The organism is Stenotrophomonas sp. (assembly GCF_032103445.1).
In the GTDB taxonomy this organism is placed as follows: domain Bacteria; phylum Pseudomonadota; class Gammaproteobacteria; order Xanthomonadales; family Xanthomonadaceae; genus Stenotrophomonas.
The window spans coordinates 90,415-115,945 of record NZ_DAMDFR010000003.1; the positions used below are offsets into that span (position 1 = coordinate 90,415).

General features: G+C 66.0%; 19 protein-coding genes. 10 read left to right on the forward strand and 9 right to left on the reverse strand.

Features of this window, described 5'->3' with window-relative positions; genetic code table 11:
• Positions 1–207 precede the first annotated feature (207 nt).
• The 3 genes from sucC (at position 208) to RT551_RS02100 (ending at position 4,020) form a co-directional block, all read left to right on the forward strand.
• Positions 208–1,377, forward strand: a complete 1,170-nt coding sequence (gene sucC / locus RT551_RS02090; protein WP_125362066.1) for an ADP-forming succinate--CoA ligase subunit beta — start codon at positions 208–210, stop codon at positions 1,375–1,377.
• A gap of 20 nt (positions 1,378–1,397) precedes the next feature.
• The gene (sucD, locus tag RT551_RS02095; RefSeq protein ID WP_313455377.1) at positions 1,398–2,273 is read left to right on the forward strand and encodes a succinate--CoA ligase subunit alpha; all 876 of its coding nucleotides are present in this window, start codon (positions 1,398–1,400) and stop codon (positions 2,271–2,273) included.
• Positions 2,274–2,385: 112 nt separating this feature from the next.
• Positions 2,386–4,020, forward strand: coding sequence for an NAD+ synthase (locus RT551_RS02100; protein WP_313455379.1), 1,635 nt, complete (start codon positions 2,386–2,388; stop codon positions 4,018–4,020).
• Positions 4,021–4,107: 87 nt separating this feature from the next.
• On the opposite strand, the gene RT551_RS02105 is transcribed toward RT551_RS02100, so the two are convergent.
• Positions 4,108–4,731 (reverse strand): hypothetical protein, encoded by a 624-nt coding sequence (locus RT551_RS02105; protein ID WP_313455381.1) that lies wholly within the window; start codon positions 4,729–4,731, stop codon positions 4,108–4,110.
• A 377-nt stretch (positions 4,732–5,108) separates the two neighbouring features.
• Here RT551_RS02105 and RT551_RS02110 point away from each other — a divergent pair, with 377 nt between their 5' ends.
• The gene (locus RT551_RS02110) at positions 5,109–5,843 is read left to right on the forward strand and encodes a hypothetical protein (RefSeq protein WP_313455383.1); all 735 of its coding nucleotides are present in this window, start codon (positions 5,109–5,111) and stop codon (positions 5,841–5,843) included.
• Between the two features lie 203 nt (positions 5,844–6,046).
• On the opposite strand, the gene RT551_RS02115 is transcribed toward RT551_RS02110, so the two are convergent.
• Positions 6,047–6,931 (reverse strand): outer membrane protein assembly factor BamD, encoded by an 885-nt coding sequence (locus RT551_RS02115; protein WP_313455385.1) that lies wholly within the window; start codon positions 6,929–6,931, stop codon positions 6,047–6,049.
• 115 nt (positions 6,932–7,046) lie between these two features.
• Between RT551_RS02115 and rluD the strand changes: the two genes are divergently transcribed.
• Positions 7,047–8,045, forward strand: coding sequence for a 23S rRNA pseudouridine(1911/1915/1917) synthase RluD (gene rluD, locus RT551_RS02120; protein ID WP_313455387.1), 999 nt, complete (start codon positions 7,047–7,049; stop codon positions 8,043–8,045).
• Positions 8,045–8,824, forward strand: a complete 780-nt coding sequence (gene pgeF, locus RT551_RS02125) for a peptidoglycan editing factor PgeF (RefSeq protein ID WP_313455389.1) — start codon at positions 8,045–8,047, stop codon at positions 8,822–8,824. Before rluD ends, pgeF begins: the two co-directional genes overlap by 1 nt.
• Positions 8,825–8,831: 7 nt before the next feature.
• Here pgeF and RT551_RS02130 read toward each other — a convergent pair whose 3' ends face one another.
• The 5 genes from RT551_RS02130 to RT551_RS02150 all read right to left on the reverse strand — a co-directional run bounded on the left by RT551_RS02130 (position 8,832) and on the right by RT551_RS02150 (position 16,914).
• Positions 8,832–10,118, reverse strand: a complete 1,287-nt coding sequence (locus RT551_RS02130) for an OmpA family protein (protein WP_313455390.1) — start codon at positions 10,116–10,118, stop codon at positions 8,832–8,834.
• Positions 10,119–10,417: 299 nt separating this feature from the next.
• The gene (otsA, locus tag RT551_RS02135; protein WP_313455392.1) at positions 10,418–11,785 is read right to left on the reverse strand and encodes an alpha,alpha-trehalose-phosphate synthase (UDP-forming); all 1,368 of its coding nucleotides are present in this window, start codon (positions 11,783–11,785) and stop codon (positions 10,418–10,420) included.
• Positions 11,782–13,563, reverse strand: a complete 1,782-nt coding sequence (locus tag RT551_RS02140; RefSeq protein ID WP_313455393.1) for a glycoside hydrolase family 15 protein — start codon at positions 13,561–13,563, stop codon at positions 11,782–11,784. The genes otsA and RT551_RS02140 overlap by 4 nt, the downstream gene beginning before the upstream one ends.
• A 17-nt stretch (positions 13,564–13,580) precedes the next feature.
• A complete protein-coding gene (gene otsB / locus RT551_RS02145; RefSeq protein ID WP_313455468.1) occupies positions 13,581–14,348 on the reverse strand; it encodes a trehalose-phosphatase in 768 nt (255 codons plus the stop codon).
• A gap of 118 nt (positions 14,349–14,466) precedes the next feature.
• Positions 14,467–16,914: a TonB-dependent receptor gene (locus RT551_RS02150; protein WP_313455395.1), complete on the reverse strand. Its 2,448-nt coding sequence runs from the start codon at positions 16,912–16,914 to the stop codon at positions 14,467–14,469.
• Between the two features lie 163 nt (positions 16,915–17,077).
• On the opposite strand from RT551_RS02150, the gene RT551_RS02155 reads away from it, so the two are divergent.
• From RT551_RS02155 to RT551_RS02165, 3 genes are all read left to right on the forward strand, one after another.
• The gene (locus RT551_RS02155) at positions 17,078–17,563 is read left to right on the forward strand and encodes a DUF3574 domain-containing protein (RefSeq protein ID WP_313455396.1); all 486 of its coding nucleotides are present in this window, start codon (positions 17,078–17,080) and stop codon (positions 17,561–17,563) included.
• 99 nt (positions 17,564–17,662) lie between these two features.
• Positions 17,663–19,384, forward strand: coding sequence for a thiamine pyrophosphate-dependent enzyme (locus tag RT551_RS02160; protein WP_313455398.1), 1,722 nt, complete (start codon positions 17,663–17,665; stop codon positions 19,382–19,384).
• Between the two features lie 159 nt (positions 19,385–19,543).
• Positions 19,544–21,142: a hypothetical protein gene (locus RT551_RS02165; protein ID WP_313455399.1), complete on the forward strand. Its 1,599-nt coding sequence runs from the start codon at positions 19,544–19,546 to the stop codon at positions 21,140–21,142.
• Positions 21,143–21,231: 89 nt separating this feature from the next.
• Here RT551_RS02165 and RT551_RS02170 read toward each other — a convergent pair whose 3' ends face one another.
• Positions 21,232–21,942: a glutathione S-transferase gene (locus RT551_RS02170; RefSeq protein ID WP_313455401.1), complete on the reverse strand. Its 711-nt coding sequence runs from the start codon at positions 21,940–21,942 to the stop codon at positions 21,232–21,234.
• Positions 21,943–22,167: 225 nt separating this feature from the next.
• Here RT551_RS02170 and clpB point away from each other — a divergent pair, with 225 nt between their 5' ends.
• The gene (gene clpB, locus RT551_RS02175; protein WP_313455402.1) at positions 22,168–24,753 is read left to right on the forward strand and encodes an ATP-dependent chaperone ClpB; all 2,586 of its coding nucleotides are present in this window, start codon (positions 22,168–22,170) and stop codon (positions 24,751–24,753) included.
• Between the two features lie 131 nt (positions 24,754–24,884).
• Here the strand turns inward: clpB and RT551_RS02180 are convergent, their stop codons facing one another.
• Positions 24,885–25,490, reverse strand: coding sequence for a hypothetical protein (locus RT551_RS02180; RefSeq protein WP_313455403.1), 606 nt, complete (start codon positions 25,488–25,490; stop codon positions 24,885–24,887).
• Between the last annotated feature and the right edge of the window lie 41 nt (positions 25,491–25,531).

The following is a 25,531-nucleotide window of genomic DNA, read 5'->3' on the forward strand; positions in this document are numbered from 1 at the left end:
ATCGCCCGGGGAACTCCGCCGGCCCCGGTGCAATCGCAACTGTCTGAAAAATCGCCGGAATCGTCCCGGAAGCGGCCAATCTGGCCGCGTGTCTTTGCGCCGTCGCCTTCGCTCGTCCACAATAGTGGGCCCGCCGCGGTCCCCAGCCGGCGCCCTGTCGAGGGAGCCCGGAAGCGCGTGCGGTCGTTCCTATTCCCACGGTGACGCATGAATTTCCACGAATACCAGGCAAAACAACTGCTTGCCGAGTACGGCATCCCGGTCCCGGCCGGCAAGGTCGCGGCTACTCCGGACGAGGCGGTTGCCGTCGCCCAGTCGCTGGGCCAGGGCCCCTGGATGGTCAAGGCGCAGATCCACGCAGGCGGCCGCGGCAAGGCCGGCGGCGTCAAGTTCTGCAAGACTGTCGATGACGTGAAGGCCGCTGCTGCCAAGATGCTTGGCACCAAGATGGCCACCTACCAGACCGCCGGCGTTGAACTGCCGATCAACCTGGTGCTGGTGACCACCGCCGGTGAGATCGTCAAGGAGCTGTACCTGTCGGTCCTGGTGGATCGTGGCACCCGCACCATCAGCTTCATCGCTTCGTCGGAAGGCGGCATGGAGATCGAACAGGTCGCCGCTGAAACCCCGGACAAGATCCACACCCTGAATGTGGACTTCGTGGAAGGCGTGCAGGGTTACCACGGCCGTGACATCGGCTTCAAGATGGGCCTGACCGCCAAGCAGGCCGGCCAGTTCGCCAACATCATGGTCAACCTGTACCGCATCTTCAACGAAAAGGACCTGGCCCTGGTTGAAATCAACCCGCTGGCCATCCTGGACGACGGCAACCTGTACGCGCTGGACGGCAAGTTCAACAGCGACGACAACGCCAACTTCCGCCACAAGGCACTGGTCGCCATGCGCGACAAGTCGCAGGAAGACGAAACCGAAGTGACCGCTTCGGAGCTGGACATCAACTACGTCACCATGGACGGCAACATTGGTTGCATGGTCAACGGTGCCGGTCTGGCCATGGCCACCATGGACGTGATCAAGCTCAACGGCGGCGAGCCGGCGAACTTCCTCGACGTGGGCGGCGGTGCCAACAAGCAGCGCGTCATTGAAGCCTTCAAGCTGATCCTGTCCTCGGACAAGGTCGAAGGCATCTTCGTCAACATCTTCGGCGGCATCGTCCGCTGCGACATGATTGCCGAAGGCATCATCGCGGCTGTGAAGGAAGTGGGCGTCAAGGTCCCGGTCGTGGTGCGCCTGGAAGGCACCAACGTGGAAGAAGGCAAGCAGCTGCTGCGCGACAGCGGCATGGCCATCATCCCGGCTGACAACATCAACGACGGCGCCAAGAAGGTCGTTGAAGCTGTCAAGAACGCCGCCTGATCCGACACCAAGGAATTCTCATGTCTGTTTTGATTAACAAGAACACCAAGGTGATCGTGCAGGGCTTCACCGGCCAGCAGGGCACCTTCCACGCCACCCAGATGATCGAGTACGGCACCCAGGTCGTCGGCGGCGTCACCCCGGGCAAGGGCGGTACCACCCACATCGACCTGCCGGTGTTCAACACCGTCGCCGATGCGGTGCAGGCCACCGGCGCTGATGCGTCGGTCATCTACGTCCCGCCGCCGTTCGCTGCCGATGCCATCCTGGAAGCCGCTGCTGCCGGCATCAAGGTCATCGTCTGCATCACCGAAGGCATTCCGGTGCTGGACATGCTGCGCGTGGACAACGTGCTGAAGGCGTCGCACCCGAACACCGTGCTGATCGGGCCGAACTGCCCCGGCGTGATCACCCCGGGCGAGTGCAAGATCGGCATCATGCCGGGCCACATCCACAAGCCGGGCAAGATCGGCATCGTGTCGCGTTCGGGCACCTTGACCTATGAAGCGGTCAAGCAGACCACCGAAGTCGGTCTGGGCCAGTCCACCTGCATCGGCATCGGTGGTGACCCGATCAACGGCCTGAACTTCGTCGACTGCCTGAAGCTGTTCAACGAAGACCCGCAGACCGAAGGCATCATCATGGTCGGCGAAATCGGCGGCGACGCTGAAGAAGCCGGTGCGGAATACATCAAGGCCCACGTGAAGAAGCCGGTTGTCGGCTTCATCGCCGGTGCCTCGGCTCCGGCCGGCAAGCGCATGGGCCACGCCGGTGCGATCGCCTCGGGCGGCAAGGGCACCGCGGAAGGCAAGTTCGCCGCCATGGAAGCTGCTGGCGTCGTCACCGTGCGTTCGCCGGGCGACCTGGGCGCTGCCATCGCCAAGCTGGTCAAGTAAGACGCAACGCGTCTTACGTAGAGCCGGGCTTGCCCGGCTTAAAACGCCGCCTTCGGGCGGCGTTTTTGTTTCCGCAATACAATGGGCCATTGCACCCAAATGGCACGGCCTCATGACCTCGATCCGCATCGCGATGGCGCAGTTTGATTTCCCGGTCGGGGCCGTCGCCCAGAACACCGACAACATCATCGCCATGATCGCCGAGGCGCGTGACGAGTTCGGGGCCGAACTGGTGGTGTTCCCGGAACTGGCCATCAGCGGCTACCCGCCGGAAGACCTGCTGCTGCGCCCGGGCTTCCTGTACGACTGCGAACAGGCGCTCAAGCGCATCGCGGCCAGCGTGCAGGGCATCACCGCCGTGGTCGGTTGGCCGCAGAGCGCCGGCACCGTGGTCTACAACGCCGCCAGCGTGCTGCAGAACGGCAAGGTGCTGCACACCTACCGCAAGCGCGAACTGCCCAATTACGCCGTGTTCGACGAGCGCCGTTACTTCGACGTCGACCCGGATGGCGGCAGCTGTGTGTTTGAACTGAAGGGCGTGCCGGTGGGTGTGCTGGTCTGTGAGGACCTGTGGTTCCCCGAACCGCTGGCCGACACCGTGCGCGAAGGCGCGCAGCTGGTGGTGGTGCCCAACGCCTCGCCGTACGAACGTGGCAAGCACGCCCAGCGCGATGCACTGCTGGCCGAGCGCACCCGCGAAAGCGGCGCGGCGCTGGCCTACGTCAACATGGTTGGCGGCCAGGACGCCTTGGTGTTCGATGGCGCGTCCGTGGTCGCCAATGGCGATGGCACGGTGCACCCGGCCGCCGCTGCGTTCACCGACCAGTGGCTGGTGGTGGATTACGACGCCGAGACCCGCAGCTTCCTGCCGCGCGAGTGGATGGACGACGGCGACGAAAGCATGGACGCGCTGGCCTGGCGTGCGGTCACCCGTGGCATCCAGGACTACTGCCGCAAGAACGGTTTCAAGAAGGTCTGGCTGGGGCTGAGTGGCGGTATCGACTCGGCGCTGGTGCTGGCGATGGCGGTGGACGCGCTGGGCGCGGAGAACGTCACCGCGGTGCGCCTGCCGTCGCGTTACACCGCCGGCATGTCCAACGACCTGGCCGCCGAGCAGTGCCGCGCGCTGGGGGTGAAGCTGGAGGCGGTGTCGATCGAGCCGGTGTTCGAGGGGCTGATGAATGCGCTCGCCCCGATGTTCGAAGGCCAGCCGGTGGATGTCACCGAGGAAAACCTGCAGTCGCGCGCACGCGGCGTGATTCTGATGGCCCTGTCGAACAAGTTCGGCGGGTTGCTGCTCACCACCGGCAACAAGAGCGAATACGCGGTGGGCTACGCCACCATCTACGGCGACATGTGCGGCGGTTACGCACCGCTGAAGGACCTGTACAAGACCGAGGTGTTCGGTCTGTCCAAGTGGCGCAACACCGTGGGGGGGGCGCCGGTGATTCCGCCGGCGGTGATCAGCCGTCCGCCCTCCGCAGAGCTGCGCGCCAACCAGACCGACCAGGATTCGCTGCCCGCGTATGACGTGCTGGACGGCATCCTGTACCGCTATGTCGACCAGGAGCAGTCGCGCGAGGAGATTGTCGCCGCCGGGTATTCGCCGGAGGTGGTGGATCGCGTGCTGCGCCTGGTGCGCACCAGCGAGTGGAAGCGCCACCAGGCCGCGCCGGGGCCGAAGGTGTCGCGGCGTGCGTTCGGCCGCGAGCGGCGGTATCCGATCAGCAATGGGTACAAGGGCTGACGCGAAACACCTGTAGAGCCACGCCCTGCGTGGCTGCGCAGCGCCCGAACGCGTTCAGCCACGCAGGGCGTGGCTCTACGGATCCCGTCAGTCAGCGCTCAGCAGCGCAGGCCGCTTCTGTTCGACAACGGTCAGGAAGGCCTCCAGCACATCGTAGGGATAGTCCCCTGGCCTGCAGGCCACTTTCCCCGGCAGCGAGCGCGCTTCGTAGAACGCCTCGCGCAACAGGGCCTTGGAGCGGGAGGAGACGAGCGCTTCATCGCGATTCCAATTCAGACACATCATCAGCTGGTTTTTGATGATGGAGGCGGGCAGCGAATCGCCATTTTCCATGAGGCACTGGGAGTGGCCCAGTGCTGTCAGATCCACGCCTACGCGCGCCGCCATTGCGCCGAATGAACTATCGACGGTCTCCTTGGCGTGATGTTCCGCGAACTGAACCCGCTTGGTGGGCTGGGGGGGCTGTGCAGGGCTAGGACGTGAGACGGCGACGGACGAGGCAGCTGACCTGAACTGCGACAGCGTGCTGCCAATATCGCGGGTGGGTTTGGCCACGTCAGGGCGTGGCGCGGTGCCCGATCCGCCAAACAGGCGGTTTTCAATCAAGCCGATATCCAGCCGACCCGGCGATCTGCCGACGAGCAGCGCTTTCGCTGGTGAAGAGACAGTGTGCGTCTGCGCGGGCGGCGTGGAGGAGGGAATCAATGTCATCGTGTGAGCACGCGTGAGGGGAGGGGAGATTGAATACCCTGCGCGCGTCGATTGCGCTTTCAACATTCTTCCGCCCGTGCGGCGGACGTGTAGGCGGCGGGTGGCACGACGTTGCAGAACGGGGCGGGATGGCGCAGCCACGCAGGGCGTGGCTCTACGTGCGGTGGCTAGCGCGTTCCGTGCACGACACGTCACCATGGAGGATGGGAACCGGGGTAGGGTCGGACGACAGTCGACCGCCGTGAACCGATCAACGCCCGGTAACGAGTGACCAGAATCGAAGCCCGCGCTGCCCTCAACCAACTGCAACAATTCTGAAAGCCCCACCCTCGAGCCAGCATTCCAATCGACGGCCCCCTCCGTCGTGGTCACTGCTCATGAAAATCCCGTCATTCCGCTCCACCACCGTAGACGAATACCGTTACGGCCTCGACAAGGCCTTTCACTGCAAAGTGCATAAGCCCGCCCATGAAGCCCTCTCCCTGAAAACCAGAGAGAAGTTTGCCTACATCGCGAACAGGAAGTTCGGCTTTGGTCTCGGCACGGTGTTCACCGGTCCCCTCGATGACGCGCCCGTCCTGAAGGCCGACATCTGCCGGTCGAGGATTGAGAGTCTGCGTAACACGATCATCAAGCAACAGGAGATGTTCCACGAAGGCACTCGCATGCACTGGTACCTGACTGAAGTGTTGGGCCGCTTGCCCAAGGCACCGCAACTTGTACAACTTTATGAGCCGGCATTGCGGCCTATTCTGAAATCAGAAACGGAAGCTCCGAAGCCCACGACAGAAGCACGGAAGGTCGGTTTTGCCGAGGGGGTTGAGTGCAATGTATTCGCAGACACCATCGAGGATGTTGTAGCGCGGTTGTCAGTAGAGCAGAAGTCCGGGCACAGGCTGCTTGGGCGGTTCAGAACCGAGCATGATGAGAACGCTTCTGTGTCAGCTGGAGAGCTGCGTCAGCTGTGGGAGTACGCCGTGGTGTCGAAGAGCAGCCGCGCGGCGGCGCTGGCTGCGATCGAGAAGGTGGTGAGCTGGGAAAGGTTCAAGCAAGGCAAGGGGGCGGTTCCGCCCATGGAGGTGCTTGTCCAGGTGCTGTCTGATCGGCCGTAACGCGCGGTCTGTCGGTCATTGCAGCTGAAAAAGAAAGGGCCCTTGCGGGCCCTTTCTCATTTCGATGATTTCAATGCGTTACCGGGCGTGGATTGGTTCACGGCAGTCGTCTGTCGAGCGACTCTACCTCGTCATGGTTCCACTTGGGCCGGCCAACGGCCGGCGCTACCGGTAAACAAAAGGCCCCTCGCGGGGCCTTTTGTTTACTTCCGTTCCATCTGCGCGTTGCGCTGGCCGGTGCTGGCGGACTTCTCGCCAGCGAACGGGTTGAGCTTGCGGATCATCCACGGGTACTTCGGCCAGTCGCCCTGCAGCCACGGGTGGTTGGGCTGGTTCAGCTCCAGCACGCGGCGGGCGTCGTCGGCCAGGGTCTTGTTGCCGAGGTGGGTGTAGGCCTCGCCCAGTGCGGCCACGGCGTCGTACTGGAACGCGCTCTGCGGGTAGGTTTCCAGCAGGTAGTTGGCGCGGCCGGCAGCGGACACGTAAGCCTCGCGGCGCAGGTAGTACAGGGCGTTGTCCAGTTCGTGCTGGGCAAACACGTCGCGCAGCACCAGCATGCGGCTGCGGGCGTCGGCGGCGTAACGGCTGTTCGGGTAGCGCTCGACCACGATGTTGAAGTCGGCGTAAGCCTGGCGCGGGGTGGACAGGTCGCGGCGGCTCGGATCCAGCGACCATACGCGGCGCAGGAAGACCGTATTGCGGTTGCTGTTGGACAGGCCGCGCAGGTAGTACATGTACGCAATGTTGCGGTGGGTCGGGTAGGTACGGATGAAGCGGTCGATGCTGGACACCGCATCTTCGTGCTTGCCGGCCTTGTACTGGGCGTAGGCGGTTTCGATCATCGCCTGCTCGGTGTACGGGCCGTACGGGTACTGGGCCACCAGGCGGCGGAACGAGGTTTCAGCCCCGGTCCAGTTGCCCTTCTGCATCAGGCCGTGGCTCTTGTCGTACAGGGTTTCGACGGGCGTGCCTTCATCCGGGTTGTCGCCCTTGGCACCCCGGTGGCAGCCGGTGGAAACGAGGGCCAGGACCACCAGCAGGGCGGCGGTACGGACGGGCGCGGACAGCAGGGACGAGCGTCGGATCATGAGGTCAGGGCGGGACGCGGCTGGAATACGAAGGGTCGATGATAGCCTAGTGGCCTGTCCAGCGACTGAAACAGGTCGTCCGGACCTCAAATTTGTCCTTTTGAAGCGTGTAGCCATGTCTGAAAACCTCGAAACTGAATCCGAATCGCCCCGTCAGGCGATCGTCCCCGACAGCGCTGCCGGTCGTCGCTTTGACGCCGTGCTGGCCGAATTGTTCCCCGAGTTCTCGCGCTCGAAGCTGAGCGAGTGGATCAAATCCGGGGACGTCCTGCTGAACGGTGAACCGGCGCGCGGGCGCGACCCGGTGCGCGGCGGCGAGGTGGCCAGCCTGACCGTGGTGCTGGACACACAGACCCACGCCGAGCCGGAGGACATCCCGCTGGACATCCTGTACGAGGACGAGCACGTCTTCGTGATCAACAAGCCGGTGGGCCTGGTGGTGCACCCGGGCGCAGGCAATCCGTCGGGCACCCTGGTCAATGCCCTGCTGTTCCGCGACCCGGGCCTGGCGGTGCTGCCGCGCGCGGGCATCGTGCACCGCCTGGACAAGGACACCAGCGGGGTCATGGTGGTGGCGCGCACCCTGCAGGCGCAGACCGCACTGATCGAGCAGCTGGCGGCCCGCGACGTGCACCGCCAGTACGTGGCGGTGGTGGTGGGCGCGCTGGTATCGGGCGGTACCGCCGATGCGCCGATCGAGCGCCACCCGCGCGACCGCATCCGCATGGCGGTGCGTGAGGACGGCAAGGACGCGGTGACCCATTACCGCCTGCGTGAGCGCTTTCGCGCGCACACCGCGCTGGAGTGCCGCCTGGAAACCGGGCGCACCCACCAGATCCGCGTGCACATGGCGCATCTGAAGCACCCGATCGTGGGCGACCCGCTGTACGGCGGTGCGCTGAAGCTGCCGAAGGGAGCCAGCGACGAGCTGGTGGCCCAGCTGCGCGGCTTCAAGCGCCAGGCGCTGCACGCGGAAACCCTGGAGTTTGCCCACCCGATCACCGGTGAGCCGGTGCGCAACAGCGCGCCGTTGCCGGCGGACATGGTGGCGCTGCTGGACGCACTGCGCGACGACACCCGCCACCACGCCGAACTGGAACGCGGGCGGCGCTGATGCAGCCCACGGTTCCGGTACTGCCGGCCGACTGGCCCGCGCCCCGCGGGGTGCGGGCGGTCACCACGCTGCGCTATGGCGCAGGCGGCTCGCTGCCGCCGTTCGACCGGTTCAACATGGGCAACCGCTACGCGGCCGACGGCGACGACCCGGAGCAGGTGCAGCGCAACCGTGACCTGCTGGTGCCGGGCCTGGCGCTGCCTTCGCGTCCTCACTGGCTGCGCCAGGTGCACGGCACCGGGGTGCTGCGTTTCGATGCCCCGCCCACTGCGCAGGGCGTGGACGTGGAGCCCACCGCCGATGCGGCCGTCACCTCGGTGCCGGGCGTGGTGCTGGCGATCCTCACCGCTGACTGCCTGCCGGTGGCGTTTGCCGCACGCGATGGCAGTGAGGTCGGCGCGGCCCATGCCGGTTGGCGCGGGCTGGCGGACGGCATGCTGGAAGCCACGGTGGCCGCCATGCGCACGCCGGCATCGGAACTGCAGGCGTGGCTGGGGCCGGCGGCCGGGCCGGCGCACTATGAAGTGGGCGAGGACGTGTATCGCGCCTTCGTGGATCTTGATGCGGGTGCGGTGAGTGCGTTCGCCGCCACCCGCCCGGGGCACTGGAAAGTGGACCTGTACGCGCTGGCCCGCCGGCGGCTGCAGGCAGCGGGGCTGGAGCTCGGCGCGATCAGTGGCGGGCAGTACTGCAGCATTGCCGACCCGCAGCGGTTCTATTCGCACCGGCGTGACCGGCGCACCGGGCGCATGGCCACCCTGGTGTGGATGGCCCGGTAACCCTGCATCACTCCATCACGGTGTACACAATCCGCCGGTTGCGCTCGCGCCCGGCTTCCATGCGGTTGTCGGCCACCGGCTGGTCTTCCCCGTAACCGCGCGGCACCAGCACGCTGGACGGCACGCCCAGGGCGCGCAGTTCGGCCACCACCGCTTCCGCGCGCTGCTGGCTCAGCCGCAGGTTGGCGTCCGATGCGCCCAGGCTGTCAGTGTGGCTGCCCACCTCCAGCCGCAGCTGCGGCCCGGCCGCGCGGATCGCCAGCGCGCTGGCGCGCAGCGTGTCCATGCTGTCGGCGCGCAGCACCGGCGACTTGTGCTCGAAACGCACGATTCCCTTGTTCAGCGCCTTGGCCAGCTGCGGCGGATCATGCGCCTCCGGCAACTGTGCCAGCGCCACCCGGCCGCGGTCCCACAGGCCGGTGACCGGCAGATGCCCGAACGAGCGCCGCAGCACATCGGAAACCGCCACCCGGTCTGCCTCAGGCAGGCGGCCCAGGTCGGCGTTCACCGCATCGCCGCTGAACGACAGCGCCAGCCCCGGGTGGTCCAGGGAAGGCAGCACCGCGACCAGCCGATCCAGCCAGCGCGGTGACTGGGTCTGCGGATCACGCTGGATGTCCCCACCCACCCGGGCCTGTCCGTACTGGGCCAGCAGCGCGGTCCAGACCCGGCGGCGGTCTGCTTCGCTGGGCAGGCGGCCGCGCACGTCCACACCGGTGTCCTTGACCACCAGGGTCAGGCGCGGCATCTGGTGTCGCTCAGCCGCCTTCACTGCCGCGGCCTGGGCGACAGTGCCGGTCGGCGCGCGGGTCTTCTGATGGATCCACCCGGTCAGGCACAGCAGCACGCCGGCCACCACCAGCCACAGGGCCCCACGTAAGGCTCCACCACGCAGTGACCGCGGCGGTGTCGTCACCGCACGCGGCTCCTGGGCGGGAACGGGCGCAGCCGCTTCCTGCGATGCTTCGCGCTCCAGCACGTCGATCAGCCCCGGAAGCAGGTCGGCCGCCACCACCGCGAACATGCCGGTGGGAAATGCGGCCAGCCGGGCCATCTCCACCAATTGAGCGCGCCCCACGATGCGTTCGAACTGACTGGCCAGCAGCCGGTGCGGTGGCGCACCGGCAGGGAACTCGTGGCCCAGCCCCGCCTGCTCGAAGCGCTGGCGCAGTCCCTCCACGCCCCCCGGCAGGCTGTGGATGTAGTCGACCAGCACTTCCACCAGGCGGCGTGCACGATGGCCCAGTCCCATGTGCAGGGCGGTGTCTTCAATGAAAGGGGCGAGCAATGACATCAATCAGGTTCCCGGTTGCTTCGCCCCGTGCGGCATGCAGGGGCTCTGCGACGTCAATGTGGGAACCGCTCGTCAACGCGAAATGAAAGTTTGTCGCGAAAAAGGTTGCGAATTGGCAGCAGATACCGGCCATTTAGGCCAACTATGGTGGCTCAACGTCGCAACCGCGCGGGTTGCAACATTCCGGGTGGGTCAAAAACGACATAGGAGTGGCTTGCCCTACAAATGACGAATGGTGCAGTTCAGAGGTTGTTTTCGGGTTGAAAGCGACATCCGCTGCGCGTCCGATTCTGTCGTGATCAACCAAATTCGAGCTGTTCCAGATAGCGCTGCCGCCACTGGTTGATGTCATTGGCGCGCAGGTGATCCATCATCGCGTTCCAGCGCTCCTTGCGCTTGTGCAGGGGCATGGTCGCGGCCGTGGCAATGGCATCGGCGACGCCGTCCAGGTCGTGCGGGTTCACCAGCAGCGCCTGTTTGAGCTCGTCGGCAGCGCCGGCCAGCAGTGACAGCACCAGCACCCCGGGGTCGTCCGGGTCCTGCGAGGCCACGTACTCCTTGGCCACCAGGTTCATGCCGTCCCGCAGCGGCGTCACCAGCCCGACGGCGGCGGCGCGGTAGAAGCCGGTCAAGGTGGCATGCGCGAAGTTCTGGTTCACATAGCGCAGCGGGGTCCAGTCCGGTTCGGCATAGCCCCCGTTGATGTGGCCGGCGGTCTGCTCCAGCTGGCTGCGCAGCTGCCGGTACTCGGTCACATCGCCACGCGACACCGGGGCAATCTGCAGGTAGGTCAGGCTGCCGCGCTGGTCCGGGTGCCGCTGCAGGTAGCGCTCGAAGCCCAGGAAACGCTCGGGCAGGCCCTTGGAGTAGTCGAGCCGGTCCACGCCAATGGCCAGCTGGCGGTCGCGCAGGCTGTTGCGCAGGTCGCGCACGGCCGGTTTGCTGGCCCCGGCCCTGGCCAGCCGCTCGATCTGCGCGGTATCGATGCCGATCGGGAACGCGGCCGCGCGGAACTGACGCCCGCCCGGAGCCTGCAGCAGCCCGCCATCCACCACCTGGCCGCCGCCGAACAGGCGCACATAGGACTGGAAGCGATCGGCGTCGCGCTGGGTCTGGAAGCCGACCAGGTCATAGGCGTACAGGCTGGAGAACAACCGCAGGTGGTCGGGCATGGCCTGCAGCAGGTCGGCCGAGGGCATCGGCACGTGCAGGAAGAAGCCGATGCGGCAGCCAATGCCGCGCTCGCGCAGCAGCGCACCCAGCGGAATCAGGTGGTAGTCGTGGATCCACACCACGTCGTCTTCGCGCAGCAGCGGGGCCAGCTTCTCGGCAAACAACGCGTTGACCCGGCGATAGGTCTCGCGGGTGGCGCGATCGTAGTCCACCAGGTCCAGGCGGAAGTGCAGCAACGGCCACAGCGTGCGGTTGGCGAAGCCGTTGTAGTAACCGTCCACGTCGCGCTTGTTGAGGTCCAGCGTGACGTAGCGGATGTCACCTTCGGTCTGCTCATGCAGCGCGCCGCTGGCTTCCTTGACCGATTTTCCGCTCCAGCCGAACCACAGCCCCCCGCGCTCCTGCAGCGCCGCCTGCAGGCCCACCGCCAGCCCGCCGGAGATCGACTGCCCGGGCACTGCCACCCGGTTGGAGACCACCACCAGCCGGCTCATGACGCCTCCTGCCAGCTGCGCGACAGCCGCATCGCGGCGGTGATCAGGCCCACATGCGAGTAGGTCTGCGGGAAGTTGCCCCAGGCCTCGCCGTTGTCGAAGGCCAGGTCTTCAGACAACAGGCCCAGATGATTGCGGCGCTCCAGCAGCATCTCGAACATCTCGCGGGCTTCGTCGAGGCGACCAATCGCGGCCAGTGCGTCGATGTACCAGAACGTGCAGATGGTGAAGCTGGTTTCCGGCTCGCCGAAGTCATCCGGGGCCACGTAGCGGTAAAGCGCGTTGCCATGCTTGAGGTCGCGGCCGATGGCATCCACGGTGGCGACGAAGCGGGCGTCGTCGGCGTCGATGAAGCCGATGTCGGCCAGCAGCAGCAACGACGCATCCAGCCGATGCCCACCGAAGGTGTCGGTGAAGTGGCCGAGGTCTTCGCTCCAGGCCTCGCGCAGGATGCGCGCGTGGATGGTGTTGGCGCGGTCGCGCCAGTATGTCGCGCGTTCGTCCAGCTTCAGCCGCACCGCGATCTTGCACAGGCGGTCACACGCGGCCCAGCACATCGCGCTGGTGTAGGTGTGCACCTCCGTGCGACCACGGAACTCCCACAGCCCGGCATCGGGCACGTCGTGCAGCGCGAAGGCCTGTTCGCCCAGCGGTTCCAGTCTTGCGAAGGTGTGGGTGTCGCCCGGGTCCTGCAGGCGCTGGTCGAAGAACAGCTGGGTCGAGGCCAGCACCACGCTGCCGTACACATCATGCTGGCGCTGCACCCAGGCCAGGTTGCCGCGGCGTACCGGGCCCATGCCGCGGTAGCCGTCCAGCGTGGCCACTTCGTGTTCATCCAGCTTGGCCTCGAAGCCAATGCCGTACAGCGGCTGCAGGCTGCCGTCGGCCGTGGCCAGGTTGAAGATGTAGCCGAGGAACTGCTCCATGGTGCGGGTCGCACCGAGGCGGTTGAGCGCACGCACCACGAATGCCGCATCGCGCAGCCAGCAGTAGCGGTAGTCCCAGTTGCGGATGCTGCCCGGCGCTTCCGGAATGGAGGTGGTCATGGCGGCGATGATCGCGCCGCTGTCTTCGTACTGGCACAGCTTCAGGGTGATCGCGCTGCGGATCACCGCGTCCTGCCATTCCAGCGGAATGGACAGGTAACGCACCCATTCGCGCCAGTAGTCGCGGGTGCGCTGGAAGGCTTCCTGCACATAGCCGCTGATCGAACGGGTCAGGGTTTCATCCACGCCCAGCACCAGATGCACCGGGTGATTGAGCACGAACGGCAGCTGGTCGCGGACGAAGCGCAGCGGCACGTCGGTGGTCAGGCGCAGCACGTGGTCGGGCAGCACCCAGCGGATGTGGTTGCTGCCCCAGGTGGCATCGGGCACGTCCGCGCCCCAGTTGGCCAGCGGGCGGGCGCGCACGATGATGCGCGGGCTGCCCTTGAGCGGGCGCACCTGGCGGATCAGACTGACCGGACGGTAGAAGCGGTCGTTGTTGCGCCAGCGCGGCGCGAAGTCGATGATTTCCAGCGCGCCGCCGTGCTTGTCGTAAAGCACGGTGCGAAGGATGGCGGTGTTGGTCAGGTACTGCTGTTCGCTGCCGGTCATGTCTTCCAGCTCGATGGCGAAGTCGCCACCTTGCTGGGTATTGGGCTGCAGCAGCGCGCAGAAGGTGGGGTCGCCGTCGAAGGTGGGCAGGCAGCTCCAGACCACACGGCCCTGGCGGTCGATCAGCGCACCGAAACTGCCGTTGCCGACCACGCCCAGGTCAAGGTTGGGTTCACTCATGCGGGGGATTTCCGGTTTCAGTAAGCGTTCTCGCGCAGCCAGCCATGCACGTTGCGGATCTGCGGCAGGGCAAACACCGCTGCGCTGGGTTCGCGCGCACCCACCAGCACGCTCCAGCCGTGCAGGGTGTTGGCGGCATCGAAGCCATATTCGTCGGTGAGGTCGTCGCCCAGGAAAACCGGCACGCGCCCGCGGAACGGGGTGTGCTGCATCAGCTGGCGGATGGCGCGGCCCTTGTCGCTGCCCACCGGTACGAACTCGACCACATGGTCACCCGGTTGCAGGCGGTAGCCGCTGTGCCCGCGGATGTGGCGTTCAGCGAACTGCTGGACGTCATTGCCCGCGTGGGGGGCTGCGCGCCAGTGCAGGGCCAGGCTGCGGCCCTTGTCTTCGACCAGCACGCCAGGGTGCCCGTGCGCGAAGCGCATCGCCTGCTGGTGCACGGCGTGCAGCCAGGTGCTGGTGTTGGTGTCATCAGCCGCGTCATGCGCGGGCGGATCGAGCGCGGGATGGGTGCGCAGTTCGTGGCCGTGCAGACCAGCGGCGGGCAGCCGTAGTGGCGCGAACAGCGCATCCAGCTGCTCCAGTGGTCGGCCGCTGATCAGCGCGACTGCGCCTTCCAGCCGGTCACTGATGCGTCCGATCGCCTCGCGCACCTCCGGCAGCAGACGCACCGCCTCGGGGTCGTCGGCAAATTCGATCAGGGTGCCGTCCACGTCCAGGAACAGCGCACAGGCATCGTCCAGCAGTGGCGGCGGCGGACGTAGGGGGAAGTCGTTGGCCATGGCGGCCAACATGCCACCGCAAATGTGATTGCCGGGTGTTTAAACAACGCGGGGCACCAGAAACTCCCGGCACCCCGCGCGTCGTGTAGAGCCGGGCCATGCCCGGCTGCACCAATGATCAGAACGTATACCGCACGCGCCCGTAATAGTAGGCACCATTGCTTCCAATCGGCGACAACACGTCATACGGCAGGTTGCCGTAGTAGTAGATGTCCTCGTTGGAAAGATCCGAGTAGTTGTCGGTCAGGTTCTGCCCACCCAGCGCCACGCTCCACTGCGGGGTGATCTTGAACTCCACTTCCGCATCCAGCTGCCACTCGGCGCCATAGGTCTGGCGCGGAATGAAGCCGTCACCAAAGTTGAACACCCGCGTGGCGCTGCCGTAGCGGGTCAGGCGGCTGTTCAGCGCCCAGCGGTCATTCGTCCAGGCCGCGGCCAGCGAACCGCGCGTGCGCGGGGTGGCATCGGTCAGCGTGTTGGTTTCTTCCACGCCGAACAGCACGTAATCCGGGTCCAGTGCGAGCAGATTGGCCGGCGTGGCCAGCACGTTCTTCAGGGTGGTCTTGTTGTAGGCATAGGTGCCGGTCAGCACCAGCTCACCGCCGCCCAGCGACTGCCGCCAGTTGCTCACCAGTTCCGCGCCGCGGGTGCGGGTGTCGGCGGCATTGACGAAGAAGCTGGCGCTCTGCAGACCGGCCACGCCGAACTGCTGCTGCACATAGTCGGTCAGTGCATCGCCGGTGATGCTTTCGGACAGCGCAATGCGGTCGTCAATGTCGATCTGGTAGAAGTCCAGCGACACATCGAAGTGGTCGCCGATGCGGCTGGTGAAGCCCAGGCTGGTGTTGATCGACTTTTCCGGCTTCAGGTCGGTGGCACCCAGGCCACGGGCAATCGGGTTGTTCACCGACAGCGTGCGGCCCTGCACCAGCTGACCGGCGGCGTTGTAGCCGGTGGAGGTGGATTCATAGCCGATCTGCGCCAGCGACGGCGCACGGAAGTTGTTGGAGATCGCACCGCGCAGCGCGAACGCCGGGGTGAACTCATAGCGCAGGCCGAGCTTGCCGGTCAGCTCGCCGCCGTAGTCGTCGCTGTGCTCATAGCGTGCGGCCAGGTCGCTGCTGAAGTGGTCGCCAAAGGTGCTGGACAGGCTGGCATAGGCGCTGGCGACATCGCGCGACAGCGAAGTCGCGTCCTGCGGGGTCAAGCCACCACCGGCCTGCGAGCCGGTTGGGCGGTCGGTGTAAGGGCCGGCGGCGTAGCTGGCCGGGTCGCCTGGGCGGGTCTGATAATGGTCACGACGCGCTTCCAGGCCCAGGCCCAGGCTGTGGCTGTTGTTGCCCTGGGTGAACACCCGGCCCAGGTCGAAGTTGCCCACGGTCAGTTCATTGCGGTAGTCGCCGGTCTTGAAGCGGGTCGGGCTGGTCGGGCCCAGCGACGCGTTCAGCGAATCGCGCAGGCGGTAGGTGAAGGTGTTGAAGCCGTAGTCCAGGCTGGCGTCGTAGTTCCACTCGCCCCACTGGCCCTTCGCACCGGCCACCGCCTGCACGTCCCGGTTCTCGCCTTCGGAGATCGGGCGGTAGCCGTTCGGATAGATCTCCTGCCAGTTGGCGTCGCTGTCGGGGTAGCGGAAGTAGTTCGCGCCTTCACTGTCGCGCTGGTTGAAGGTGCTGAAGAAATAGAACTTCGAGGTTTCGCCGAGCGGCAGTTCGCTGTTGATCCAGGCGTTCAGATCCTTGGTCTTGCCATCGCCCAGCACGTAGTTGCGCTGGCCCTGCAGGGCCAGATTGGCGTCGCTCTGGTCCCACGGCGGAATCTGGTCGAAGCCGGCGCGGTTGGTGCCTTCGCGGTTCTTCAGTTCCAGGCCCACACGCAGGAAGCCACCGTTGTCGCCGAGCCCGGTGCCGACCTTGGCGCTGAAGAAGCTGGTCTGGCCATCGGTGAGGGTGCGGTCGATCGGCTTGAGGTCGGTATGGTGCGCGCCAAAGCTGGCTTCAATCGCGCCGCCTTCAGGCGCGTTGTCCAGGATCACGTTGATCACGCCGGCCACCGCGTCGGAGCCATACAGCGCGCCGGCGCCGTCGCGCAGCACTTCGATGCGCGAGATCGCGCTGACCGGAATCGAGTTGAAGTCCACCGGCGTGGTGCCCTTGCCGATCTTGCTGTCGGTGTTGACCAGCGCGCTGGTGTGGCGGCGCTTGCCGTTCACCAACACCAGCACCTGGTCCGGGGAGAGACCGCGCAGCTGCGCGGCGCGCACATGGTCGGCACCGCCGGAGTTGGACTGGCGCGGGAAGTTGAACGACGGCAGCAGCGTCTGCAGCGCGCTGCCGAGCTCGCCGTTGACGACGCCAGCCTTGCGGATGTCCTCGGCGGTAAGCACGTCCACCGGCGAGGTGGATTCCAGCACCGTGCGGTCAATGGCGCGGGTGCCGGTGACGATCACCGTGTCCAGGGTGGTGGCCGAAGCCGGCGCGTCCTGCGCGTGAAGGTCCTGGGCCAGCAGGGGAGCGGAGAGGACCAGGGCAATGGCAAGGCCAAGGCGTGACGCGGACGGGCGGGACATGCGAACTCCAGCAGAACGACGGGGGCAGGGGGATCTGGATAGTTTCATTTACATCCATCCGGATGAAGCGATATATTATCCCCGTGTGATGCTGCACCGCAAGGTAGTGACGGGCCACGCCCGTCATGACGATTCGTTATTGCCCCCCTGCTCCGGAATATCCATGAAACCCCACACCCTGCTGCTCGCCCTCATCCTCACCGCCACCGGCTGCGCAACCGCATCGGGCCCGACGACCCGGCCGGCCGAACCCGCCGCCGTCACCGCCACCCTGCAGGGCGATGCCGCACGCCCGGATGCCGCCGCAGGCTGGGTGCGCAGTGAGCTGTACTTCGGCGTGGGCGAAGAGAGCGGGGCATCCGAACGCAAGCAGACTGATGCGATCACCGAAACGCAGTGGCGCGAATTCCTCGACAAGCAGGTCACGCCACGTTTCCCGGATGGCTTGACCGTGTTCGATGCCTACGGCCAGTGGCTGTTCCGTGGTGCGAAGGAGCCCAATCGCCTGCGCACCAAGGTGCTGGTGGTGCTGCATGAAAACACCCCGCAGCGCCGCGCCGACATCGAGGCGATCCGTCTGGCGTGGAAGCAGGCCACCGGACACCAGAGCGTGTTGTGGGCGCAGCAAGCGGTGGAGGTTTCGTTTTAAGAGGCACATACATAGGTATGAACCGGCGTGTTTTCGCACGCCGGTGTCACCTGCGCAGGACTAGGCTGCAGCTTCCCCCGGAACTGTGGATGTCCTGTCATGAGCAAGCGCGTTGCCGAAATTGTCGTTGAAACCCTGCAGGCGGCCGGTGTGCGCCACTGTTACGGAATCGTCGGCGACACCCTCAATCACGTCACCGATGCCATCCATCGCAGCGACATCGACTGGGTGCACGTGCGCCATGAAGAGGTGGCCGCGTTTGCCGCCGGGGCCGATTCGCTGATCAGCGGGCAGCTGACCGCGTGTGCCGGCTCCTGTGGGCCGGGCAGCCTGCATTTCATCAACGGCATCTTTGAAAGCAACCGCAACCGCGCGCCGCTGGTGTTGATCGCCAGCCAGATCGTCACCGCCGAACTGGGCATGGAGTTCCCGCAGGAAGTGGACTTCAAGGCGGTGTATGCCAGCTGCAGCGTGTTCTGCGAGCAGGTGCACAGCCCGGAACAGGCGCGCCGCGTGGTGGCGCTGGCCTGCCAGGCGGCGATCAGCCGCCGCGGCGTGGCGGTGGTGATCCTGCCGGCCGACATCAGCGAGGCCGAAGTAAAGCACGACGTGCCCTTCGGCGTGCACGTCACCCGGCCCGTGCTGCGCCCCAGCGACGACGAGCTGCAGCGTATCGCCGGGCTGATTGCCGAAGGAAAGCGCATCGGCATCTACGCCGGTGCAGGCTGCGAACACGCGCATGATGCGCTGGTGGCGCTGGGCGAGCGCTTGAAGGCTCCCATCGCGCACACCTCGCGGGCCAAGGACTTCGTGGAGTACGACAACCCGTACAACATGGGCATGACCGGCATCTTCGGCATCGAATCGGGATTCCACACGTTGATGGCCTGCGACACGCTGTTGCTGCTGGGGGCCGATTTCGCCTGGGGCCAGTATTACCCGGACAAGGCCACGCTGATCCAGGTGGACCGTGACGGCAGCCACCTGGGCCGCCGCCACCCGGTGCAGCTGGGCGTGGTGGGCGACATCGGCCCCACGCTGGAGGCTCTGTTGCCGCTGCTGCCACCACGAGAGGACCGCAGTTTCCTGGAGGAGTGCATCGCGCGCCGCGACAAGGCGCTGGCAACCCGCGCCGAAGAAGAGCAGCCGGGGGAGGGCACGCTGATCCATCCGCAGCATCTGACCGCGCTGATCGACCGGCATGCCAACGACGATGCGCTGTTCACCGCCGACGGTGGCTCACCGATGGTCTGGATCCTGCGCCACATCCGCGCCAACGGCCGCCGCCGCACCCTGACAAGCCTGCTGCACGGCACGATGGCCAATGCGATGCCGCAGGCGCTGGGCCTGCAGAAGGCGTTCCCAGGCCGCCAGGTGATCTCGCTGTCCGGCGATGGTGGCATTGCCATGCTGCTGGGTGATCTGCTCACAGCGGTGCAGGAGAATCTCCCGATCAAGGTGGTGGTCTACAACAACAGCTCGTTGAACTTCGTCGAGCTGGAGCAGAAGGTGGAAGGGCTGCTGGACAACTACACCGATCTGAAGAACCCCGATTTCGGCCGCCTGGCCGAGGTCATCGGCTTCTACGGCCGCACCGTGACCCGCAGCGAGGAGCTGGAACAGGCCGTGCAGGATGTGCTGGCGCACCCGGGACCGGCGCTGCTGGACGTGCACACCAGCCCCACCGAGCTGGTGATGCCGCCGCAGGTGGAGGCCAAGCAGGTGGCCGGTACCGCGCTGTATGCGGCCAAGGCGGTGCTGAGCGGGCGGGTGCGGGATGTGCGGGATCTGTTGGCGAACAATTTCCTCAATAAACCCTGATCTGCGGGGTCTGGGACCCGGTAGCGCCGGCCGTTGGCCGGCCCAGGCGGTCCATGGGCCGGCCAACGGCCGGCGCTACCCGGTGTTCCACGTGCGTACCTGTTGTTGACGGCAGCGAAGCCCTACCATCGGGTACCCCCCACCCCCGCAGCTGCCCGCATGTCCGCATCCCCCTCCGTCTCCGGACGTCCACGCTGGTTCGTCGCCGGTGACTTGAACGGCTTCTTCGGCCTGGTGGTCGACAACCTGTCGATCCTGGGCTTCATCGCCATGGCGCTGGTCGGCATTTTCCAGTTCCCGGCCGACGTGGTGTTCGGGCGCATGTTCCCGGGTACCGCCTTCGGCGTGCTGGTCGGCAACGTGCTGTACACCTGGATGGCACGGCGTCTGGCCGCACGCACGGGGCGCGACGATGTGACCGCGATGCCGCTGGGGCTGGATGCGCCGACCAGCATCGGCATGGCCCTGCTGGTGCTGGGCCCGGCGTTCCTGGCGTTCAAGGCGCAGGGGCTGGCCCCCCACGACGCGGCCATCGCCACCTGGCAGCTGGGCATGGCCTCGCTGGTGATCATGGGGGTGCTGAAGATCATCCTGTCGTTCTTCGGCGAAGCGGTGACCCGCGCGCTGCCGCGTGCGTCGCTGCTGGGCTCGATTGCCGGCATCGCGATCGTGCTGATGGGGTTCCTGCCGTTGCTGGAAACCCTGCGTTCGCCGGTGGTGGGCTTCGTCACCCTGGGCCTGCTGCTGTACGTGCTGGTGGCCAAGCGCAAGTTGCCGATCCGCGCCCCGGGCGTGCTGGTGGCGTTCGTGTTCGGCACCGTGCTGTATTACGGACTGGGCCTGGCGGGGCTGGGCGCACCGGGCTTCAAGGTACCGGAGTGGACGCCGCCGCAAGTAGTGTTGCCGTGGCCGACGCTGGGCTTCATCGAGGGCCTGCCCACCGCCATGACCTACCTGCCGCTGCTGCTGCCGTTCGGGCTGCTGATGGTGGTGGGCGGCATCAATGTCTCTGAAAGCGCACGCGCGGCAGGCGATGACTACCGCACCCGCGACATCCTGCTGGTGGAGGCGGTGGCCACGCTGGTGGCGGGTCTGTGCGGCGGTGTGGCGCAGACCACGCCGTATATCGGCCAGCCGGCCTACAAACACATGGGCGCGCGCAGCGGTTACACCCTGCTCACCGGCCTGTTCGTTGGCATCGGCGGCATGCTCGGGGTGATCTCCGGGCTGGTGCAGTGGCTGCCGCTGGCGGTGCTGGCCCCGATCATCGTGTACGTCGCCATCGACATCACCACCCAGGCCTTCCAGGCCACGCCGCGCGAGCACGCCGGCGCGATGGTGCTCGGCTTCCTGCCTTCGGTGGCCTACCTGCTGGCGATCAAGGCACCGGGCTGGATCGCGCCGGAACAGCTGGTGGCGATGACCACTACGCTGGATGGGCATGGCCTGCCGGAACTGGCGGTGATCTTCACCCTGGGCAACGGCTTCATCATCACCTCGATGCTGTGGATCGCCGCGGTGGTGGCGATGATCGACGGCAAGCTGCTGCGTGCGTCCGGCATTCTGCTGGTGGCTGCCGCGCTGACCCTGTTCGGGTTGATCCACTCGGTGGATCCGCGTGGCGGCATCTATCTGCCGTGGACGCTGGAAGGGTTGCCGAAGCTGATCAGCTGGCAGTTCACCGGGGCGTATGTGGCGTTGGCCGCACTGTTGGCCCTGCTGTCGCTGCAACGCACCGAACACACTCGCGACGCCTGACTTGTAGAGCCGGGCTTGCCCGGCTGCTCTGCAGGGTTCAACGACAGCCGGGCAAGCCCGGCTCTACAGTAGCCGTGCAGCGGCCGGCACTACCGTTCGCCATCCAACTCCGGGTAATACCGGAATATTCCGTTGGTGTTGAACGCCAACCGCCGCTCCGACGCCAGATAGGCGGCCACATTCGGCCGCCGCTGCACCCGGTCGTGCAGCGCATGCAGCAACGGCAACTCACCGCGCAGTGCCTGCATGCGGCGCGGGAACATGTAGGTCAGCCCGCTGATCAGCTGGAACAGCGACAGATCCACATACGAATGCTCGCGCAGCGGATGCAGCCCACCGTTCGCTTCCAGCACCTGCTCGAACCAGCCCAGGAACTTCGGCAGGCGCTCGGCACGCATAGACGTCGCCCGCGCCTTGGCCTCGGATTTCTGGTCCTCGTAATACTTCGAGCCGGCAATCGGGTGGTGCGTGTCGTGCACCTCGGCGACCAGATCGGCGATGGTCAGCTGCAGCTGCAGGGCCTGCATGCGCCGTGACGCGGCCTCGGGCACCAGCTGCAGTTCTGGACCAAGGTGATCGAGGATCGCCGCGACCTGCGCGATCACCTGCCGCCCACTGACCAGGAAGGGCGGCGCAAACGGCTGCAGCCCCTCCTTGCTGCACTCCAGGAAGGGGGTCATGACCTCGTCGCCGTGTTCGCGTGCCATGTCGGTATAGGAGGCACCGGCGTCTTCCAGCGCAAGGCGGATGAACTCGCCCCGGCCCTGGATGCCGGTCCAGTAGTAAAGCTGGTAGTGCATGCGGGGGCTCCTTGAAGGGGGTTCCAGCTTCCCGTCGCCGGCCGAAAGCCGCTGTGAGCGACGCGTCCCCACGGTGGCAACACACCCCCGCGGCGGAGTGTGAATAGGGTCACAAACGATGAGGGCGTGCGCTCGTCACTGTCTTGAATCACTTCGCGGCAACCGCATATCCGGTACATCTGATACGGCCGGCGACGCTGGCCATTACCTTGAAGAGGATCCCCCATGCGAATGGACAAGCTCACCTCGCGTTTCCAGCAGGCACTGGCCGACGCGCAGTCGCTGGCCGTGGGCCGCGACCACTCCATCCTTGAACCGGTGCACGTGTTCACCGCGCTGCTCGACCAGCAGGGCGGCAGCACCCGCCCGCTGCTGTCACAGGCCGGCGTCAACGTGCCGGTGCTGCGCGAGCGCCTGACCGAGGCGCTGGACGCCCTGCCCAAGGTGACCGGCCAGGCCGGCAACCTGTCGATGGGCAACGACCTCAATCGCCTGCTCAACGCCACCGACAAGCTGGCCCAGCAGCACGGCGATGCCTTCATTGCCAGCGAGTGGTTCGTGCTGGCCGCGCTGGAAGACAGTGGCACCCTCGGCATGGCGCTGCGCGCCGCCGGTGCCGACAAGGCCCGCGTTGACGCGGCCATCGACAAGATCCGTGGCGGTGAAAGCGTGCAGTCGGAAAACGCCGAAGACCAGCGCCAGGCGCTGGAGAAATACACCATCGACCTGACCGCGCGCGCCGAGAGTGGCAAGCTCGACCCGGTGATCGGCCGTGACGAGGAGATCCGCCGCACCATCCAGGTGCTGCAGCGCCGGACCAAGAACAACCCGGTGCTGATCGGCGAACCCGGCGTGGGCAAGACCGCGATCGTGGAAGGCCTGGCCCAGCGCATCATCAACGACGAAGTGCCCGAAGGCCTGCGCGGCAAGCGCGTGCTGTCGCTGGACATGGGCGCGCTGATCGCCGGGGCCAAGTTCCGCGGCGAGTTCGAAGAGCGCCTGAAGGGCGTGCTCAACGACCTGGCCAAGAGCGAAGGCCAGATCATCCTGTTCATCGACGAACTGCACACCATGGTCGGCGCGGGCAAGGCCGACGGTGCGATGGACGCCGGCAACATGCTCAAGCCGGCGCTGGCTCGTGGCGAACTGCACTGCGTCGGCGCGACCACGCTGGATGAGTACCGCAAGTACATCGAAAAGGACGCCGCGCTGGAACGCCGCTTCCAGAAGGTGTTCGTGGGCGAGCCCAGCGTGGAGGACACCATTGCCATCCTGCGTGGGTTGAAGGAAAAGTACGCCGTGCACCACGGCGTGGAGATCACCGACCCGGCGATCGTCGCGGCCGCGACCTTGTCGCACCGCTACATTGCCGACCGCCAGCTGCCGGACAAGGCCATCGATCTGATGGACGAAGCCGCCTCGCGCATCCGCATGGAGATCGACTCCAAGCCGGAGGAACTGGACCGCATGGAACGCCGGCTGATCCAGCTCAAGATCCAGCGCGAGATGCTGAAGAAGGAAAAAGACGACGCCTCGCGCCAGCGCCTGGTCGATCTGGAAACCGACATCGATGCGCTGGAGCGGGAATTCTCCGATCTGGATGAAATCTGGAAGTCGGAGAAGGCCGCGCTGCAGGGCACGACCAAGATCAAGGAACAGATCGAGCAGGTGAAGCTGGAGCTGGAATCGGCCCAGCGCCGCCAGGACTTCGGCCGCATGAGCGAGCTGCAGTACGGGCAGCTGCCGCAGCTGGAAAAGCAGCTGGCCGCCGCGCAGGAAGCCGAAGCCACCGAGTTCAAGCTGGTCCAGGACCGGGTGACCGCCGAGGAGATCGCCGAAGTGGTCTCACGCTGGACCGGCATTCCGGTCAACCGCATGCTGGAAGGCGAACGCGAGAAGCTGCTGCGCATGGAAGATGTGCTGCACGAGCGCGTGGTCGGCCAGGAAGAGGCGATCAAGGTCGTCTCCGACGCGGTGCGGCGTTCGCGCGCGGGTTTGTCCGATCCGAACCGCCCGAGTGGCTCCTTCCTGTTCCTCGGCCCTACCGGTGTGGGCAAGACCGAGCTGTGCAAGTCGCTGGCCGAATTCCTGTTCGACAGCAGCGACGCGATGATCCGCATCGACATGAGCGAGTTCATGGAGAAGCACAGCGTGGCGCGCCTGATCGGTGCGCCCCCGGGTTACGTGGGCTACGAGGAAGGTGGTTACCTGACCGAGGCGGTCCGCCGCCGGCCGTATTCGCTGATCCTGCTGGATGAGGTGGAGAAGGCGCACACCGATGTGTTCAACATCCTGCTGCAGGTGCTGGACGACGGCCGCCTGACCGATGGCCAGGGCCGCACCGTGGACTTCCGCAACACCGTCATCGTGATGACCTCCAACCTGGGCTCCCATCAGATCCAGGACATGAGCAGCGACGACAGCCCGGAGGCCTACACGCAGATGAAGGCGGCGGTGATGGGCGTGGTGCAGGCGCACTTCCGTCCGGAGTTCATCAACCGGCTGGACGACATCGTGGTGTTCCACCCGCTGGACAAGGCGCAGATCAAGCAGATCGCGCGCATCCAGATGCACGGCCTGGAGAAGCGGCTGGCCGAACGTGGCCTGCGCATCGAGGTCAGCGACGACGCGTTCGGGTTGCTGGGCAATGTGGGCTTCGACCCGATCTATGGCGCGCGGCCGCTCAAGCGTGCCATCCAGGCGCAGCTGGAGAACCCGCTGGCGCAGCGCATCCTGTCGGGTGACTTCGCCACCGGTGATGTGATCAAGGTGGACGCCGCCGAAGGCAAGCTGATCTTCGCCAAAGGCTGATGGGACTTCCGCCGACCGTAGAGCCGGGCTTGCCCGGCTAGGCAGACCGTAGAGCCGGGCTTGCCCGGCTAGGTAGACCGTAGAGCCGGGCTTGCCCGGCTGAGCGGGGCAAGCCCCGCTCTACATCAGCCTCAGCGCGGAATGAACTTCAATGGCCCGTGATAGTCCGGCCACGCAATCGAGTTCTGGTCGCGCAGGCTGATGGCGGTCGGCCGCGCGGCCTTCCGGGTCTGTTCCAGCGATACATCCGGATCGGTAAGCAGGGTCAGCAGGGTGGGGACGAAGGGCCGTACGGCGTCCTCGTCCAGGATCAACGGCTCGATGTGCAGCTGGGTGGTCTTGCCGGATTCCACGCGCACGGTGCGGATGTTCTGGGTGACAAACGCTGCCCGGTTCATCTGTTTGTCCGTGCTGTAACTCTGGCGAGGCTCAAGTCCCACCACGGTCAGCTGGTACTCACCTGCCGGCAGCTGCACGGAATGTGAGTGGCCAAATCGCGTAGTGAAGCCATAATCGTAATCGACATAGCGCGGGTCGGCCTGGACCAGTACCAGCTGTTTGCCCTGTACGCCCCAGGTGACGCCGCCCACGCGGACGTCCTCCATGACGGTCTTGCTGAGCGGTACATCCGATTGCAATCGTTCAACCTGCACGAACAGGGTCCCGGTATCGGCCAGCGCCGTGCCCGCGAACGACAGCAACAGGCCTGCAAAGGTGGTGCGTACGGCAGAATGCATGGTCGATCCTTGATGTGGGCAGGAACCCCCTGTTCCTGCTC

Coding starts and splice junctions, on each gene's coding strand:
- RT551_RS02150 (WP_313455395.1), bottom strand. CDS start 16,914: ATGTCCCGCCCGTCCGCGTCACGCCTTGGCCTTGCCATTGCCCTGGTC.
- RT551_RS02155 (WP_313455396.1), top strand. CDS start 17,078: ATGAAACCCCACACCCTGCTGCTCGCCCTCATCCTCACCGCCACCGGC.
- sucC (WP_125362066.1), top strand. CDS start 208: ATGAATTTCCACGAATACCAGGCAAAACAACTGCTTGCCGAGTACGGC.
- clpB (WP_313455402.1), top strand. CDS start 22,168: ATGCGAATGGACAAGCTCACCTCGCGTTTCCAGCAGGCACTGGCCGAC.
- otsA (WP_313455392.1), bottom strand. CDS start 11,785: ATGAGCCGGCTGGTGGTGGTCTCCAACCGGGTGGCAGTGCCCGGGCAG.
- RT551_RS02130 (WP_313455390.1), bottom strand. CDS start 10,118: ATGTCATTGCTCGCCCCTTTCATTGAAGACACCGCCCTGCACATGGGA.
- pgeF (WP_313455389.1), top strand. CDS start 8,045: ATGCAGCCCACGGTTCCGGTACTGCCGGCCGACTGGCCCGCGCCCCGC.
- RT551_RS02110 (WP_313455383.1), top strand. CDS start 5,109: ATGAAAATCCCGTCATTCCGCTCCACCACCGTAGACGAATACCGTTAC.
- rluD (WP_313455387.1), top strand. CDS start 7,047: ATGTCTGAAAACCTCGAAACTGAATCCGAATCGCCCCGTCAGGCGATC.
- RT551_RS02100 (WP_313455379.1), top strand. CDS start 2,386: ATGACCTCGATCCGCATCGCGATGGCGCAGTTTGATTTCCCGGTCGGG.
- sucD (WP_313455377.1), top strand. CDS start 1,398: ATGTCTGTTTTGATTAACAAGAACACCAAGGTGATCGTGCAGGGCTTC.
- RT551_RS02170 (WP_313455401.1), bottom strand. CDS start 21,942: ATGCACTACCAGCTTTACTACTGGACCGGCATCCAGGGCCGGGGCGAG.
- RT551_RS02105 (WP_313455381.1), bottom strand. CDS start 4,731: ATGACATTGATTCCCTCCTCCACGCCGCCCGCGCAGACGCACACTGTC.
- RT551_RS02115 (WP_313455385.1), bottom strand. CDS start 6,931: ATGATCCGACGCTCGTCCCTGCTGTCCGCGCCCGTCCGTACCGCCGCC.
- otsB (WP_313455468.1), bottom strand. CDS start 14,348: ATGGCCAACGACTTCCCCCTACGTCCGCCGCCGCCACTGCTGGACGAT.
- RT551_RS02140 (WP_313455393.1), bottom strand. CDS start 13,563: ATGAGTGAACCCAACCTTGACCTGGGCGTGGTCGGCAACGGCAGTTTC.
- RT551_RS02160 (WP_313455398.1), top strand. CDS start 17,663: ATGAGCAAGCGCGTTGCCGAAATTGTCGTTGAAACCCTGCAGGCGGCC.
- RT551_RS02165 (WP_313455399.1), top strand. CDS start 19,544: ATGTCCGCATCCCCCTCCGTCTCCGGACGTCCACGCTGGTTCGTCGCC.
- RT551_RS02180 (WP_313455403.1), bottom strand. CDS start 25,490: ATGCATTCTGCCGTACGCACCACCTTTGCAGGCCTGTTGCTGTCGTTC.